The organism is Streptococcus bouchesdurhonensis (genome assembly GCF_948472335.1).
Window position 1 is genome coordinate 152,656 of record NZ_CAOKTW010000003.1, and the last position, 14,192, is coordinate 166,847.

Annotated in this window: 17 protein-coding genes; 3 read left to right on the top strand and 14 right to left on the bottom strand. The window is 41.5% G+C overall.

The genetic code is table 11. From position 1 onward, the window contains the following. Positions 1 to 82: 82 nt before the first annotated feature. The 3 genes from QMQ21_RS06265 to QMQ21_RS06275 form a co-directional block, all read right to left on the bottom strand. A complete protein-coding gene (locus tag QMQ21_RS06265; protein ID WP_165442212.1) occupies positions 83 to 388 on the bottom strand; it encodes a hypothetical protein in 306 nt (101 codons plus the stop codon). Between the two features lie 20 nt (positions 389 to 408). Next, on the bottom strand, positions 409 to 723 hold the full coding sequence (locus QMQ21_RS06270) for a hypothetical protein (RefSeq protein ID WP_084923402.1): 315 nt from the start codon (positions 721 to 723) through the stop codon (positions 409 to 411). A 173-nt stretch (positions 724 to 896) separates the two neighbouring features. Then, positions 897 to 1,457, bottom strand: coding sequence for a TetR/AcrR family transcriptional regulator (locus QMQ21_RS06275; protein WP_000111607.1), 561 nt, complete (start codon positions 1,455 to 1,457; stop codon positions 897 to 899). A 254-nt stretch (positions 1,458 to 1,711) separates the two neighbouring features. Between QMQ21_RS06275 and QMQ21_RS06280 the strand changes: the two genes are divergently transcribed. Beyond that, the gene (locus QMQ21_RS06280) at positions 1,712 to 2,335 is read left to right on the top strand and encodes a cysteine hydrolase family protein (RefSeq protein WP_000483067.1); all 624 of its coding nucleotides are present in this window, start codon (positions 1,712 to 1,714) and stop codon (positions 2,333 to 2,335) included. A 50-nt stretch (positions 2,336 to 2,385) separates the two neighbouring features. On the opposite strand, the gene pyrE is transcribed toward QMQ21_RS06280, so the two are convergent. The 7 genes from pyrE to typA all read right to left on the bottom strand — a co-directional run bounded on the left by pyrE (position 2,386) and on the right by typA (position 9,878). Beyond that, positions 2,386 to 3,018 (bottom strand): orotate phosphoribosyltransferase, encoded by a 633-nt coding sequence (gene pyrE, locus QMQ21_RS06285; RefSeq protein ID WP_084923400.1) that lies wholly within the window; start codon positions 3,016 to 3,018, stop codon positions 2,386 to 2,388. A 32-nt stretch (positions 3,019 to 3,050) separates the two neighbouring features. After that, on the bottom strand, positions 3,051 to 3,752 hold the full coding sequence (gene pyrF / locus QMQ21_RS06290; RefSeq protein WP_084923398.1) for an orotidine-5'-phosphate decarboxylase: 702 nt from the start codon (positions 3,750 to 3,752) through the stop codon (positions 3,051 to 3,053). Positions 3,753 to 3,984: 232 nt separating this feature from the next. Continuing rightward, a complete protein-coding gene (locus tag QMQ21_RS06295; RefSeq protein ID WP_261150348.1) occupies positions 3,985 to 5,226 on the bottom strand; it encodes a cell division protein FtsQ/DivIB in 1,242 nt (413 codons plus the stop codon). 9 nt (positions 5,227 to 5,235) lie between these two features. After that, positions 5,236 to 6,294 (bottom strand): UDP-N-acetylglucosamine--N-acetylmuramyl-(pentapeptide) pyrophosphoryl-undecaprenol N-acetylglucosamine transferase, encoded by a 1,059-nt coding sequence (locus QMQ21_RS06300; RefSeq protein ID WP_261814103.1) that lies wholly within the window; start codon positions 6,292 to 6,294, stop codon positions 5,236 to 5,238. 1 nt (position 6,295) lies between these two features. Next, complete coding sequence (gene murD, locus QMQ21_RS06305; RefSeq protein WP_261814104.1) at positions 6,296 to 7,648, bottom strand: UDP-N-acetylmuramoyl-L-alanine--D-glutamate ligase; 1,353 nt, start codon at positions 7,646 to 7,648, stop codon at positions 6,296 to 6,298. A gap of 114 nt (positions 7,649 to 7,762) precedes the next feature. Further along, on the bottom strand, positions 7,763 to 8,017 hold the full coding sequence (locus tag QMQ21_RS06310) for a DUF3165 family protein (protein WP_084928194.1): 255 nt from the start codon (positions 8,015 to 8,017) through the stop codon (positions 7,763 to 7,765). Positions 8,018 to 8,036: 19 nt separating this feature from the next. Continuing rightward, the gene (gene typA / locus QMQ21_RS06315) at positions 8,037 to 9,878 is read right to left on the bottom strand and encodes a translational GTPase TypA (RefSeq protein ID WP_000164111.1); all 1,842 of its coding nucleotides are present in this window, start codon (positions 9,876 to 9,878) and stop codon (positions 8,037 to 8,039) included. 161 nt (positions 9,879 to 10,039) lie between these two features. Here typA and QMQ21_RS06320 point away from each other — a divergent pair, with 161 nt between their 5' ends. Next, a complete protein-coding gene (locus tag QMQ21_RS06320; protein WP_261814105.1) occupies positions 10,040 to 10,765 on the top strand; it encodes a 16S rRNA pseudouridine(516) synthase in 726 nt (241 codons plus the stop codon). 33 nt (positions 10,766 to 10,798) lie between these two features. On the opposite strand, the gene QMQ21_RS06325 is transcribed toward QMQ21_RS06320, so the two are convergent. Then, entirely contained in the window at positions 10,799 to 11,182 is a 384-nt protein-coding gene (locus tag QMQ21_RS06325; protein ID WP_050253190.1) for a rhodanese-like domain-containing protein, read from the bottom strand. Next, positions 11,182 to 11,451 carry a YqgQ family protein gene (locus tag QMQ21_RS06330; protein ID WP_042901268.1) on the bottom strand — a complete coding sequence of 90 codons (270 nt, stop codon included), beginning with the start codon at positions 11,449 to 11,451 and terminating at the stop codon, positions 11,182 to 11,184. The genes QMQ21_RS06325 and QMQ21_RS06330 overlap by 1 nt, the downstream gene beginning before the upstream one ends. A gap of 63 nt (positions 11,452 to 11,514) precedes the next feature. On the opposite strand from QMQ21_RS06330, the gene QMQ21_RS06335 reads away from it, so the two are divergent. Further along, a complete protein-coding gene (locus QMQ21_RS06335; protein ID WP_261062133.1) occupies positions 11,515 to 12,423 on the top strand; it encodes a LysR family transcriptional regulator in 909 nt (302 codons plus the stop codon). A gap of 52 nt (positions 12,424 to 12,475) precedes the next feature. Here the strand turns inward: QMQ21_RS06335 and QMQ21_RS06340 are convergent, their stop codons facing one another. Further along, positions 12,476 to 13,231 (bottom strand): SDR family NAD(P)-dependent oxidoreductase, encoded by a 756-nt coding sequence (locus QMQ21_RS06340; RefSeq protein WP_261062135.1) that lies wholly within the window; start codon positions 13,229 to 13,231, stop codon positions 12,476 to 12,478. A gap of 20 nt (positions 13,232 to 13,251) precedes the next feature. Next, positions 13,252 to 14,181, bottom strand: coding sequence for a ribonuclease Z (gene rnz, locus QMQ21_RS06345; protein WP_261814107.1), 930 nt, complete (start codon positions 14,179 to 14,181; stop codon positions 13,252 to 13,254). Positions 14,182 to 14,192 lie beyond the last annotated feature (11 nt).

Sequence of the window (14,192 nt, forward strand, 5' to 3'; positions counted from 1 at the left end):
AATATTTTGTTTGGAAATTTCATACTTACAATCATTTTACAGAGATAATTAAAAATGATAAACTTTCTTAAATTATTGAAATTCAAATAATCTTTTCATTTTCTAATACTTTATCATCAAATTGTTCAGCTAGTATAGTTGCTGAGTGATAAAGTTCCTTTGCTTTATTTTTATCATTTTCAAAATAAAGATAGCACTTAGCTTCAAATACTGAAATTCCAGGTTTATAGACTTGCAACGTTGTTACTGATAAAATTTCATTCATCTTTTTTACTAGAGATATCATATGTTTATAGTCATTATGAACAACATAAACAACCGCTATGGCACAAAGAACTGATAGTAGCTCTACATTATACATTTCATCACTAACTAATTGCTGTTTCAACAACTTAATCCGAAAATCATCTAATGCTCTCTTCTATAAATCAAGTCTTGACATTGCATAGCAAAATAATCAATTAATAGTAAATCATTGAATGTGTAAACTTGCTTTAGTGTTACTTGCTTAAAATAATCATCAAAAATATCTTCAGCGAAACTACCTGTCCCTGTTCTTATCAAGTCTAATATTCTTTCAATCAAGTCTAGACTCAGCAACTCTTCCTCAGAGAGAGCTAGTTCTTTATTTTCAAGAAAAGTATCTATCGGAACTTCTAATCGCTTAGATAAATATTGTAACTTAGTAATTGTTGGCAAGGATTGCCCAAGCTCAGTACGCATCAGCTGTTTGATTATTAAGTCAGCTTCTGTCCACAGACCTCTTCTCTCATCAATTTGTGACGTTCACGTTCCTGTCTTACTCTATGACCAATTTCAGTTTTAATATCTGTTGTCATTCTTACCTCTTAACCACAATCCATAAATTAACATACTTTTAATTCTTCGGCTAAAAATTAACAATAATTCTTTTTCAAATCCGTCATATTATTTTCTAAAACTTGGATGTCTTGGCTGACTTTGAGAATGACAATGCTGCCTTGAATACTGGAGATGACTTGACGGGCCTGCAACTGCGCCCGCTCTTCTGACCAGTCAGCATGCAGGTCTTGCAAGAGGCTGGCTAACTTCTCTGTCCATTGGGTCATAAAATCATTGAGAGGACAGCGGAAGTTCTCATCTTCTGTGGACAATTCCACAATCAGATTACCAATTGGGCAACCATAAAAGACCGTCTGACTTTCATGAAATTGACAAACCCAGTCAATCATATCCGAAAACTTGTCACTGTCAGACTTGTCTGCTTCAAAAATATCTTCAAAAAGCTCTTTTCGCCAATTTGCTAAAATATCTTGAATGACCGTCAAACCAATTTCCTTCTTAGATTTGAAATAATAATAAAGCTGTCCCTTGCCAACATCAGCTGCCTCCATGATGTCACTGATGGAGGTGGCCACATAACCCTTCTGATAAATCAATTCCTCAGCACTTTGTAAAATACGCTCTTTAACGCTCATCTACTCACCTCTCTTTTTTCCTATTATAGCAGATTCAGAGTCTGAGACCAAACAATTGAAACCACCTCCTTTTGCCACTGTTTTATCATTAAAATTTTTTGTTCTGAGCAAATTAATTTACAAATTCAATTTTAGATGTTATTATAATTGTACCGAACGGTCAGTATGTAACTAAAACTACCATTTGGAAAATCATCAAACTAACAGTCTAAATTCCTATTGGCTGTTAATCAAATCATATTAGGAGGAACCTCATGTTCAATCAGAAAAATGTCGCATTTGTTATCACAGACCCGCAAGTTGAATTCTTAAAATCTACTGGTAAAGGATTCGGAGCAACTAAAGATGTTCTTGAAAAAGTTAATACTATTGAAAATCTGACAAAGCTTTTCGCTCTTGCTAAAGAGCGTGGCTACAAGCGTTTTATCTCACCGCACTACTTCTATCCACACGATCACAAGTGGCAATTTAAAGCTGCTGGTGAAACGATGATGATTGAAAACGAAATGTTTTGGCGTGATAGCCAGTATTCAGCAATTCCAGAAGGCTCTGGAGCAGATATGATTGAAGAGATTAAACCATTTTTGGATGAAGATACTATTGTTGTCAACGGACATAAAATCTTTGGCCCAGAAAGCAACGACCTTAACCTTCAACTCCGCAAAAATGGTATCGACACCGTCATCTTGGCTGGTATGAATGCTAATCTCTGCGTGGATTCACACATGCGTGAACTCATAGAATTAGGCTACAATGTCATTGTTGTTAACGATGCTGTCGGTGCTCCAGGTGAAGAAGCCTACCAAGCTGCACTAACAAACTACGGCTACATTGCCAACCAAGTTTTGACAACTGAGGAAGTTATCGCTCAACTTTAGTATTAAAAACAAAATCAGGTAATCCTAGCGACTACCTGATTTTCTATGTTTTAAGCATTTTGCCAATTTTCTTGGTCTTCTTTAAAGCGTTTTAAGAGGTCCAAGCCTTCTGGCGTGATGTAACCTTCTTCTTGGGCTAGGTGGATGAGTTCACTGTAGTTAGAAAGCGTCACAAGTTTGACACCTGCGTCTGAGAAGTTCTTATCTGCTTTTGGCAATTGGTAGCTGAAAATCGCTACAACTCCAAGTACATCTGCTCCTTCTCGCTTAGCTGCGGCTACGGCTTCAAGAACAGAACCTCCTGTTGAAATAAGGTCTTCAACCACTACCATTTTTTGACCTTGATTTACCCGACCTTCTATTTGGTTACCAGCTCCGTGGTCTTTTGGTTTGCTACGGATATAGGCAAATGGTAAGTTCATCTTATCAGCAATGATAGCTCCGTGAGGAATTCCTGCTGTTGCAGTTCCTGCAATCACTTCAACCTCTGGAAAGGCTTCTTTGATAGCATCCACAAAACCATTTTCAATCAAGCTACGAGTTTCTGGATAGGCAAGTGTCACACGGTTATCTGTGTAAATCGGTGACTTGATACCAGATGCCCAAGTGAAAGGCTCCTCTGGTTTGAGGTAAACTGCTTGAATTTTCAAGAGGTGGCTAGCGATATCTTTAGCAAGTGTCATGGTCTTCTCCTTTTATTTTTATAATCTATTTTTTAATTCCAGTCCTGTGTCCATTCATCCTTGATGGCATGATAAGCTGCAACAGGATCTTCAGCTTGGGTAATGGGACGTCCCACTACGATATAGTCACTACCGATTTGATAAGCATCCGCTGGCGTCATGACGCGTTTTTGATCTCCTACTGCAGCACCTGCAGGGCGAATCCCCGGTGTCAGACAGATAAAATCTGGATTGGTGGCCTGCTTGATGAGTTGTACTTCCTGAGCCGAGCAAACGACACCATCCAAGCCAGCTTCAGCTGTCTTCTTGGCATAGTGAATCACAGACTCTTGCAGACTGGTTTGAATATTTTGAAAATCCTGCATCTGAGCTTCTGATGTTGAGGTCAGCTGCGTTACAGCGATCAATTTGGCTTGACTTCCAAGACCTTCACGCGCAGCCTTCATCATCTCTACGCCGCCAGCCGCATGAACATTTGTCATATCCACACCAAGCTGAGATAGGACCTTCATGGCTGACTTGACTGTATTAGGAATGTCATGCAGCTTGAGATCCAAAAAGACACTGTGTCCCAGATCTTTTAAGTAGGATACAATCTCAGGACCCGCTGCGTAATAGAGCTCCATCCCTACCTTGAGATAAAGGCTTTCTTCTGCTGGGAAATGAGCTAAAAATTCCTTGACCGCCTCAAAACTAGGAAAATCAAGAGCAATGACTGGACGATGTTCTCGCATAGGTTTCTCCTTCTACCTTTGCTAGTGAGAGAGTCTGGCCACAAGAAGACACGAAAAAAGGAACCTGCCAACAGCAAGGTTCCACGAAAAATGGGTAGTCTCCACCCTTTCACCGTCTAACCTTAGCTGCCTCTCTGGACTGCTTTAAAGGTTTTTTACTATTCTATTATTTCTACTAACACTTGTCAAGTAAAAACATGTTCACTAAAGAGTTATAGGAGAAAAGCTAAACCTAGCGACGCGATGAACGCTGACTTGTTTGGTTTCGATTGCTCTCTTCCTCCAATTTTTTCTTCTCTTCTTCCAATTTATTCTGCTGTTCTTCCAGCCTTTTCTTCTCTTCCTCTTTCTGTTTCTTCTCAGCTTCCTTGGCCTCTTGTTTGGCTTTTTCCTCAGCCTCCATAATTAATTTATCCGCCACAGTGTAACTGTAAATTCCAGCTTCCATGTCGACCACACTCGGTTCTGACAATTGTGGCTTAATCTTACTATAGTAAGGCAATTTCTTACTCATTTCAGAAAGAGGAACCAAGACTTCGTCCGAATCATTCATGGTCAATCGAATTAGATCTGATGTCACCTTGCTTGGGGCTAGTTCCACCTTCTGAATAGCCGCCTTGAGTTCTGGACTAATTTGAGAAAGTTCTGAGGTAAAGGTCTTGACTTGTTCGCTGTCATTAAAGAGAACTGATAAATAAGTTTCTGGCAGACTCACCAAACTTACTGCGCTAGTCTCCACCTTCCCACTGGAAAGAATAGGATAATGATTTTCACCAGAAACATAGTAGGCAACAATATCGTATTCCTTGACCTTAATAGTAAACTTGGTTGGAAATTGATAGACAAGCTGAGCTGATTCAACCCAATAATTAGACTTGATCTGTTCTTCATATTTTGCCTTGTCTAGCAGAAGGTTAATCGTATAATCCGAATCCTGAATGCCTGAAGCCTGTCGAATATCATCAGCTGTAGTTTGCACCGTTCCCTCAACACGAATATCCTTCATGGTCGCATAAGGACTAAGCAAGTAGGCAGATGCAACTAATAAAAGCAGACTGAGAAACAAAATCGAGATAGCCCGCCAGATATGAACTCCTGGAATTTTCGGTTTAGCCGGTTTTTCCTTTACAGGCTTTTTCTCCTGTTTATTCTGTTTCTTTGGCTCTTTGGATTTTTGTTCTTCTTTGGCTACTTCTTTTTTGACGTCTTCTGACTTTTCTACTTTTTCTTCAGACTCTTCTTTAGCTGATTCTGGGTCTTTTGGTTCAGGCTCACTCTCTTTGTCTTCAGTTTCATCTGACTTTTCAGATTTAGAAGCCATTCGAGCTTGTCTTTCTTTTTCCTTCTCCTCAGCTAGGGCTGCCTCTTCTTCAGCCTTCTTTTTTAGATATTCTTGGTTTCGTTTCTGCCATTCTGATAACTCTTTAAATTCTTCGAGGATTTCTTTGCCCTCATTTTTCTTATCTTTTGACATTTACTTTCCTTATGATAAATCTTTTTTCAATAATTCATAAAAATCTGCTAGAGATTTCAATTCCTTAGAAGCCTTCATCTTAGCTTGGTAATCTTCCTTGTGGCTTAGTAAGTGAGAAAGCTTCTCTTCCAAACTATCCAAGGTCAAATCGCTTTCTTGAAGCTCTTCTGCATAGCCTTTCTTAACAAAGTAAGCCGCATTTTCTATCTGATCTCCACGACTAGCTTCACGACCAAGTGGCACAATAACATGCAATTTTGCCATGGCTAAGAGCTCAAAAATCGTATTGGCACCACCTCGTGTCACAACAATATCAGCCAATTCCATCAAGGGTTGATAGAGATTGGTCACATAGTCAACACGAAAAATATTTTGGCTCAACTCATTCAGGCTAGAATCTCCAGTTAGATTGATAATATTGTAGCGCTCTGTCAGTTCTTTCTTATGGTCTGTCACCAATTGGTTAAAGACACGAGCGCCTGCAGAACCACCGACAAACAATATAGTTGGCAATTGGGGATTAAAGTGGGTTTGAATATCCACCAATTCATCTGGTTCTGGAGTATTTTGGTCTGAAACCTTGGTCACTGCTCCCACATGCTCGACCTTAGCCAAACTTGAAGCTTGCTCAAAGGTTGAATACATCTTAGTCGCAAACTTATAGGCGATTTTATTGGCCAAGCCCATAGATAGGTCAGATTCATGAATAAAGACCGGTACTCCCGACACACGCGCAGCGATAACAGGCGGTACTGAGACAAAGCCCCCCTTTGAAAAAAGAGCCTGTGGACGAAGTCGCAACATGATAAAGAGCGATTGGACAATTCCCCAACCAACTTTGAAGACATCCAGCATATTTTGCCAAGAGAAATAACGACGCAATTTTCCAGTCGCAATAGAGTGGAAGGTAACATCCAAACCTGACTTGAGGATTTCTTGGTGTTCGATACCACGCTTATCCCCGATATAGTGGACTTCCCAACCATCTTCGATAAACTTGGGCATTAACAAAAGATTGAGGGTGACGTGTCCAACTGTCCCCCCACCTGTAAAGACAATTTTTTTCATATTATTCCTTTAACTCCGCTACTGTGTCGATAAAGAGGTCGCCACGTACTTCAAAGTTAGCATACATATCCCAGCTAGCATTGGCAGGGCTGAGAAGAACCACGTCTCCTTGAGTCGCAAGTTCATAGGCCTTGCGGGTCGCATCAGCAATATCTGTCGCATCCACATAAGCGACACCAGCCTTATCCGCTGCCCGTTTGACACGCTCAGCAGATTGACCGAGGATGACCATCTTCTTGAGTCCAGTAATGTCTGGGACCAACTCATCAAACTCATTACCGCGGTCCAAACCACCTGCAATCAAGATGACCTTGCTGTTGTCAAATCCTGACAAGGCTTTTTGAGTAGCCAAGATATTGGTTGACTTGCTATCATTATAGAATTTCACACCCTTGATTTCATCCACAAATTGGAGACGGTGTTTGACACCACCAAAGGCTGAAAGAGTTTCCTTGATGGTTTGATTGTCCACACCACGGAGCTTGGCTACTGCAATAGTCGCAAGGGCATTTTCCACATTGTGGCTACCTGGAACTCCGATTTCACTAGCCGCCATAACCACTTCTCCACGGAAGTAGAGTTGACCATCTTCTAGATAAGCTCCATCAACCTTTTCCTGTGTTGAGAATGGTACAACTGTAGCTTGTGTTTTAGTAGCCAATTCTTTTGCCAAGTCTTGGTTAAAGTTCAAGACAAGGAAATCAGCTGCTGTCATCTTGTTCTGGATATTCCACTTGGCTGCCACATATTTTTCAAAAGATCCATGATAGTCGATATGAGTTGGCATGAGGTTGGTAATAACCGCAATCTCAGGATGGAATTCTTGAACACCCATGAGTTGGAAAGAAGAAAGTTCCATAACAAGCGTGTCCTTGTTTGTCGCAGTTTGGGCCACTTGACTGGCTGGATAGCCGATATTTCCTGATAAAAGTCCATGTTGTCCAGCAGCAGTCAAAACGTCTCCAATCATGGTCGTTGTGGTTGTTTTACCATTTGAACCAGTAATACCAACAATCGGTGCTTCTGAAATCAAGTAAGCCAATTCCACCTCAGTCAAGACTGGAATTCCCTTGGCCAATGCCTTTTCAATCATGGGATTGCTGTAGGGGATACCTGGATTTTTCACCATAAGGGCAAACTCTTCATCCAAGAGTTCCAAAGGATGACCACCTGTGATAACCTTGATCCCTTCTTCCAACAAACTTTGGGCAGCTGGATTGTCCTCGAATGGTTTCCCGTCATTTACTGTTACAATGGCACCCAGCTTATCCAACAAACGAGCTGCAGATTCACCAGACTTGGCCAAACCTAAAACAAGTACTTTCTTATTTTTAAACTGTTCTATTACTTTCATGTCTCGAACTCCATTTCTACTCTTACTATTTTACCATTTTTATGGAAATAATTCTAAATGAAAATGCTCAGATTGGGCATTCTAACAAGCAAAAAGAGAGCCGAAACTCTCTTTTTATCTTCTTTTACTTTTATGGACCGACATGAGGGTAATATCTCGCAAGCTAAAGTATGCTAGGAAGAGCATAGCGACTGCGATAAAGAATTCTGTCGGTAGCTGAAAGATTTGCAGAACTGACAACATCAGCAAAATCAAAAGTGCTACGAAAGCAAAGACGACAAGGACGATATTGACTGTCCCTTTAATGCTTTCTGGTGTCGCAAATACATAGAGTAGTAATAAGAGGAGTCCTATGATTAAATAAACCATCTTTATCTCTTTCTAGCTCTTATTCAGCTGATTTTTTCTTCTTGTTAGCTTTCTCACGCTCTGCCTTGTTAAGGATTTGTTTACGCAAACGGATAGACTCAGGAGTTACTTCCATGTACTCATCGTCGTTCAAGAACTCAAGAGACTCTTCAAGTGTCAAGATACGAGGTGTCTTGATAACAGCTGTTTGGTCCTTAGTAGCTGAACGAACGTTAGTCATTTGTTTAGCCTTAGTGATGTTAACTGTCAAGTCATTTTCACGAGAGTTTTCACCGATGATCATTCCTTCATAAACCTCAGTACCTGGGTTGACAAAGATCGTACCACGTTCTTCGATGGACATGATTGAGTAAGTTGTAGCCTTACCAGCATCGATAGAAACAAGGGCACCACGGTGACGACCACCAATTTCACCTGGAATTAATGGCAAGTATTGATCGAAGGTATGGTTCATGATACCGTAACCACGAGTCATTGACAAGAACTCAGTTGAGTATCCAATCAAACCACGCGCTGGAACAAGGAAGACCAAACGAGTTTGACCATTACCAGTTGAAATCATATCCAACATTTCACCCTTACGTTCAGAAAGGCTTTGGATAACAGACCCTTGGTATTCTTCTGGAGTGTCGATTTGTACACGTTCAAATGGTTCGCATTTAACACCGTCGATTTCTTTTACGATAACCTCTGGACGAGATACTTGAAGTTCATATCCCTCACGACGCATTGTCTCGATAAGGATTGACAAGTGCAATTCTCCACGTCCTGAAACAGTCCATTTGTCTGGTGAATCAGTTGGGTCAACACGAAGGGAAACGTCTGTTTGCAATTCTGCCTGCAAGCGTTCTTCCACCTTACGAGAAGTCACCCATTTACCTTCTTTACCAGCAAATGGTGAGTTGTTGACCAAGAAAGTCATTTGAAGAGTTGGCTCATCGATGTGTAGGATTGGAAGAGCTTCAACTGCGTCTGTCGGAGTAATAGTTTCACCGACAAAGATATCTTCCATACCTGAAACGGCAATCAAGTCACCTGCTTTTGCTTCTTGGATTTCACGACGTTCCAAACCAAAGAAACCAAAGAGTTTTGTAACACGGAAGTTTTTAGTTGTGCCATCAAGTTTAGAAAGGGTAACTTGGTCCCCAACTTTAACAGTACCACGGAAGACACGACCGATACCGATACGGCCAACGAAGTCATTGTAGTCCAAAAGTGATACTTGGAACTGCAAAGGCTCATCTGAGTTGTCTACTGGAGCTGGAATATGGTCGATAATCGTGTCAAAGATTGGTGCCATAGTAGCTTCTTGGTCAGCTGGATCATCTGACAATGAAGAAGTTCCGTTGATCGCTGAAGCATACACCACTGGGAAGTCAAGCTGGTCATCATCTGCACCAAGCTCGATGAAAAGTTCCAAGACTTCGTCCACTACTTCTGCTGGACGAGCTGATGGCTTATCGATTTTGTTAACAACCACGATTGGAACAAGATCTTGTTCCAAGGCTTTTTTCAATACGAAACGAGTCTGTGGCATTGTTCCTTCGTAGGCATCTACGACCAAGACAACACCGTCAACCATTTTCATGATACGCTCAACTTCTCCACCGAAGTCCGCGTGTCCTGGTGTGTCCATGATGTTGATACGAGTTCCGTTGTAGGCAACGGCTGTATTTTTAGCAAGAATGGTGATTCCACGCTCTTTTTCGATATCGTTTGAGTCCATAGCACGCTCTGCCAATTCAGTACGTGCATCAAGCGTTTCTGATTGTTTCAATAATTCGTCAACGAGGGTTGTTTTACCGTGGTCAACGTGGGCGATAATCGCAATGTTACGGATATCTTCTCTTAATTTTGTCATGATTTCCTCTATAATATTCAAAATTTATTTTCTAACTGAACGATTATACCATAATTTCAGGTAAATAACATAACTCAAGCAAGTGTAAATGTTTTCACTCTGCTTTTCTTTTCACGTCAAGCCTTTTCAAAGCAAGCTACTTATGATAAGATAGGCACAGTATGCGTTTAGATAATTTATTAGCCCAAGAAAAAATCAGCCGAAAGGCCATGAAACAAGCCTTACTCAGAGGAGAAATTCTAGTCGATGGTTGCCCTGCCCGCTCCCTAGCCCAAAATATCGATACAGGTCTACAAGAACTCCTTTTTCAAGGACAAATCGTTCAAGGCTATGAGCATACCTACCTTATGCTTCATAAACCTGCTGGTGTCGTTACAGCCAATAAAGACAGGGAACTTCCAACCATCATGGATCTCCTTCCGCCTGACATCCAGTCTGACAAGCTCTATGCTATCGGCCGACTAGACCGAGATACGACTGGCCTCCTCCTCTTGACCGATAACGGTCCCTTGGGATTTCAGCTCCTCCATCCCCAATATCATGTCGATAAGACTTATCAAGTTGAGGTTAATGGACTTCTAACACCTGACCATAACCAAACCTTTCAAAAAGGAATTGTCTTTTTAGATGGCACTGTCTGTAAACCTGCAAGACTAGAGATTCTATCTGCAAGTCCTTCCCTCAGTCAAGCCTCTATTACCATTTCAGAGGGGAAATTTCATCAGGTAAAAAAAATGTTCCTCTCGGTTGGTGTCAAGGTGACTTCCCTCAAACGCACCCATTTTGGCCCTTGGAGCTTGGATGATAATCTAAAAGAGGGAGATTATCGCCCCCTAAACTCAAAAGAATTGGATAGCATTCGTGACTTTCTCAGAAAAAGTGGTTAAAAAATGAGCTTGGAAACCTCCAAGCTCGTTTTCTTATTTCTCAACTTTGACTTTCCCTTTCCAAGAATCCAAGCCATAAGAAAGGATATAAATCTCAGAAAAACCTTGTTTTTTCAAGTAAAGGGCTGCATTTGTCACACGTTGCGCACGTTGGTTTTCGTAGAGAAGGACAGGTTTATCCTTACGAAGGGCTGCAAGACTAGTCTTCAACTGACTTGAAGGAATATTGCGGGCACCAAGGATATGTTTTCTGTGGAATTCAGCTGGGTCTCGCAAATCAATCAATTGACCTGTGCGAATCAAGGCTTCAAACTCCTCATTATCTACGATTTTGGCCGCACGGCGAATACGAAAATAGTTAAAGCCCATCCATGCCAACATTGCTAGTATAAGTGCCCACAAAATCCAAGTAACCATTAGTTCTTTTCTCCATTTTTCTCAATATAATCCAATTCTATCTTGTGCTCTCTGCGAAGAACCGCTTCTGCTTCTAGATAGTCTAATTTGTCCATCAACCCTGCATCGTAAATCCGAGAGAGTTCCAACTTCATCAGTTCAATATCATATAAGCGTTTTCCCATGTAAACAATAATACCAAATCGTTTGAGGAATTGCTGCACATCATAGAATGTTTTCATAAGACTCATTCTAGCAAAATTTTGTGTTTTTTTCAAGAAGAGACTCACACAATGCTCCTGATTTTCCTATCTTCTTTGGCGATTCTGACGCAAGTGTGGTACAATAAAAACATGAGAATTCAACAATTACACTATATTATTAAAATCGTCGAAACTGGCTCCATGAATGAGGCAGCCAAGCAACTCTTTATCACCCAACCGAGTCTTTCCAATGCTGTGAGGGATTTGGAAAATGAAATGGGCATTGAAATCTTTATCCGCAATCCCAAGGGGATTACCTTGACCCGTGATGGGATGGAGTTTCTCTCTTATGCCCGTCAAGTTGTCGAGCAAACCCAGCTTCTGGAAGAACGCTATAAAAATCCTGTCGCCCACCGCGAATTATTTAGCGTTTCGTCCCAGCACTATGCCTTTGTGGTCAATGCCTTTGTCTCTCTGCTCAAGAAAAGCGATATGGAGAAATACGAGCTTTTCCTTCGTGAAACTCGGACTTGGGAGATTATTGACGACGTCAAGAACTTCCGTAGTGAGGTCGGTGTCCTATTTTTTAACAGCTACAACCGTGATGTTTTAACCAAAATGCTGGATGACAACCACCTGCTGGCTCATCATCTCTTTACCGCCCAACCGCATATCTTTGTCAGCAAGACCAACCCTCTGGCCAAGAAAGGCAAGGTGAAACTGGAAGATTTAGAAAACTTCCCTTACCTCAGCTATGACCAAGGAACTCATAACTCCTTCTACTTTTCAGAAGAGATTCTCTCGCAGGAATACCACAAAAAATCTATCGTAGTCAGCGACCGTGCTACCCTCTTTAATCTCTTGATTGGTTTGGATGGTTATACCATTGCGACAGGAATCTTGAACAGCAACCTCAACGGAGACAATATCGTTTCTATCCCACTGGATATTGATGACCCTATCGAGCTGGTCTATATTCAGCATGAGAAAACCAGCCTATCTAAGATGGGCGAACGCTTTATCGACTATCTCTTAGAAGAAGTTCAGTTTGATAGTTAAGAAATGATAAGAACCAATATGTAGGCTAGCAACACCTGCACATTGGTTCTTTTTACTTATAATTAAAAGTCTCCCCTGCCAACTTATCGGCTAGCTTTGGAAAGAGGGTATAAAACTTATGGGCTAGGTTCAACAAAATTGGAAGATTGAGTTCGCGTTTGTTTTTTCCTATAATCTTGACAATCTTTTTAGCCACTGCATCTGCTTCCAACAGGAAGCGTTCAACCGATTTGAGATAGATTCCATCTGGGTCTGCTTGGTCAAAAAATCCTGTACGGATTGGACCGGGATTGACTGTTGTCACATAGACTCCATAGGGCATCAGTTCGAGGCGCAGAGCATTTGAAAAACCAATGGCCGCAAACTTAGTGGCTGAGTAGAGACTAGACTTGCCAGTAGCAATCAAACCTGCCATGCTAACAATATTGATGATATGGCCTTTTCGACTTTCCTTCATTCGAGCCGCAAGGCGACGAGATAGATTCATCAGGGCAAAGGTATTGACCTCAAACATCTGGTGAATATATTGGTCAGAAATCTGGTCAAATTCCTCAAAAATCCCGTAACCAGCGTTGTTTATCAAGACATCAATCTTGCCATAGCGGAGATAGAGGTCTGTTACCAGAGTTTCTAAGGCTGAGTCATCGGTAATATCGATTTCAATCAATTCTGCATGGGGATGGTCTCCGTAGAGTTGGGCTAATTTTTCCTTATTTCTACCTAACAAAATCAGTTGGTCATTTGGCAGGAGTTTGACCATCTCTTGTGCTAGGCCACCGCTAGCTCCAGTAATGAGAATAGTAGGCATACTTATCCTTTCTGTGACTGCTAGATTTCCACTTCTTCCAAATCCTTGACCACATGCACATTTTCAAAGACACTAGCAGCGTCTTTTTTGAGCTTGCTGATATCTTTTGAGAGGAAACGAGCACTGATATGGTTGAGCAATAGTCGTTTAGCACCTGCTTCTACCGCTACTTGTGCAGCTTGCATGTTAGTAGAGTGGCCATGGTTACGAGCAATTTTTTCATCACCCTTGCCATAAGTGGACTCATGAACTAGGACATCGGCATTGACAGCCAGTCGCACACTGGCATCCGTTTTTCGAGTGTCTCCTAAAATAGTGATAATTTTACCTGGACGGGGAGCTGAGACATAGTCTGCTGCCTTGATTTCAGTCCCATCTTCGAGAACTACGTCCTGACCGTTTTTGATTTTCCCAAAAAGTGGGCCAAATGGGACACCAGCAGCCTTGAGTTTTTCAGCATCCAGCGTTCCTTCCAAATCCTTTTGCATGACACGATAGCCAACGCAGAAAATAGTGTGGTCCAACTCCTCTGCATACACCGTGAATTTATCGGTCTCAAGGATTTTTCCTAGAGAATCTTGGTCAAACTCATGAAAATGAATACGGTAAGGCAGGCGCGAACCTGACACACGAAGGCTGGTTAAGACAAAGGATTTGATCCCTTGCGGTCCATAGATTTCCAAATCTGTCTGCTCTTCATTGGCCTGAAAGGCCCGGCTAGAAAGGAAACCTGGCAGGCCAAAAATGTGGTCTCCATGTAGGTGGGTGATAAAGATTTTGCTGACCTTACGCGGTCGAATTGTGGTTTCCAGAATGCGATTTTGCGTACCTTCTCCACAGTCAAAGAGCCAGACTTCGTTAATCTCGTCCAAAAGTTTCAGGGCGAGACTGGAGACATTGCGGGCTTTAGAGGGCTGACCAGCCCCCGTTCCTAAAAATTGAATATCCATTCGATACTTTC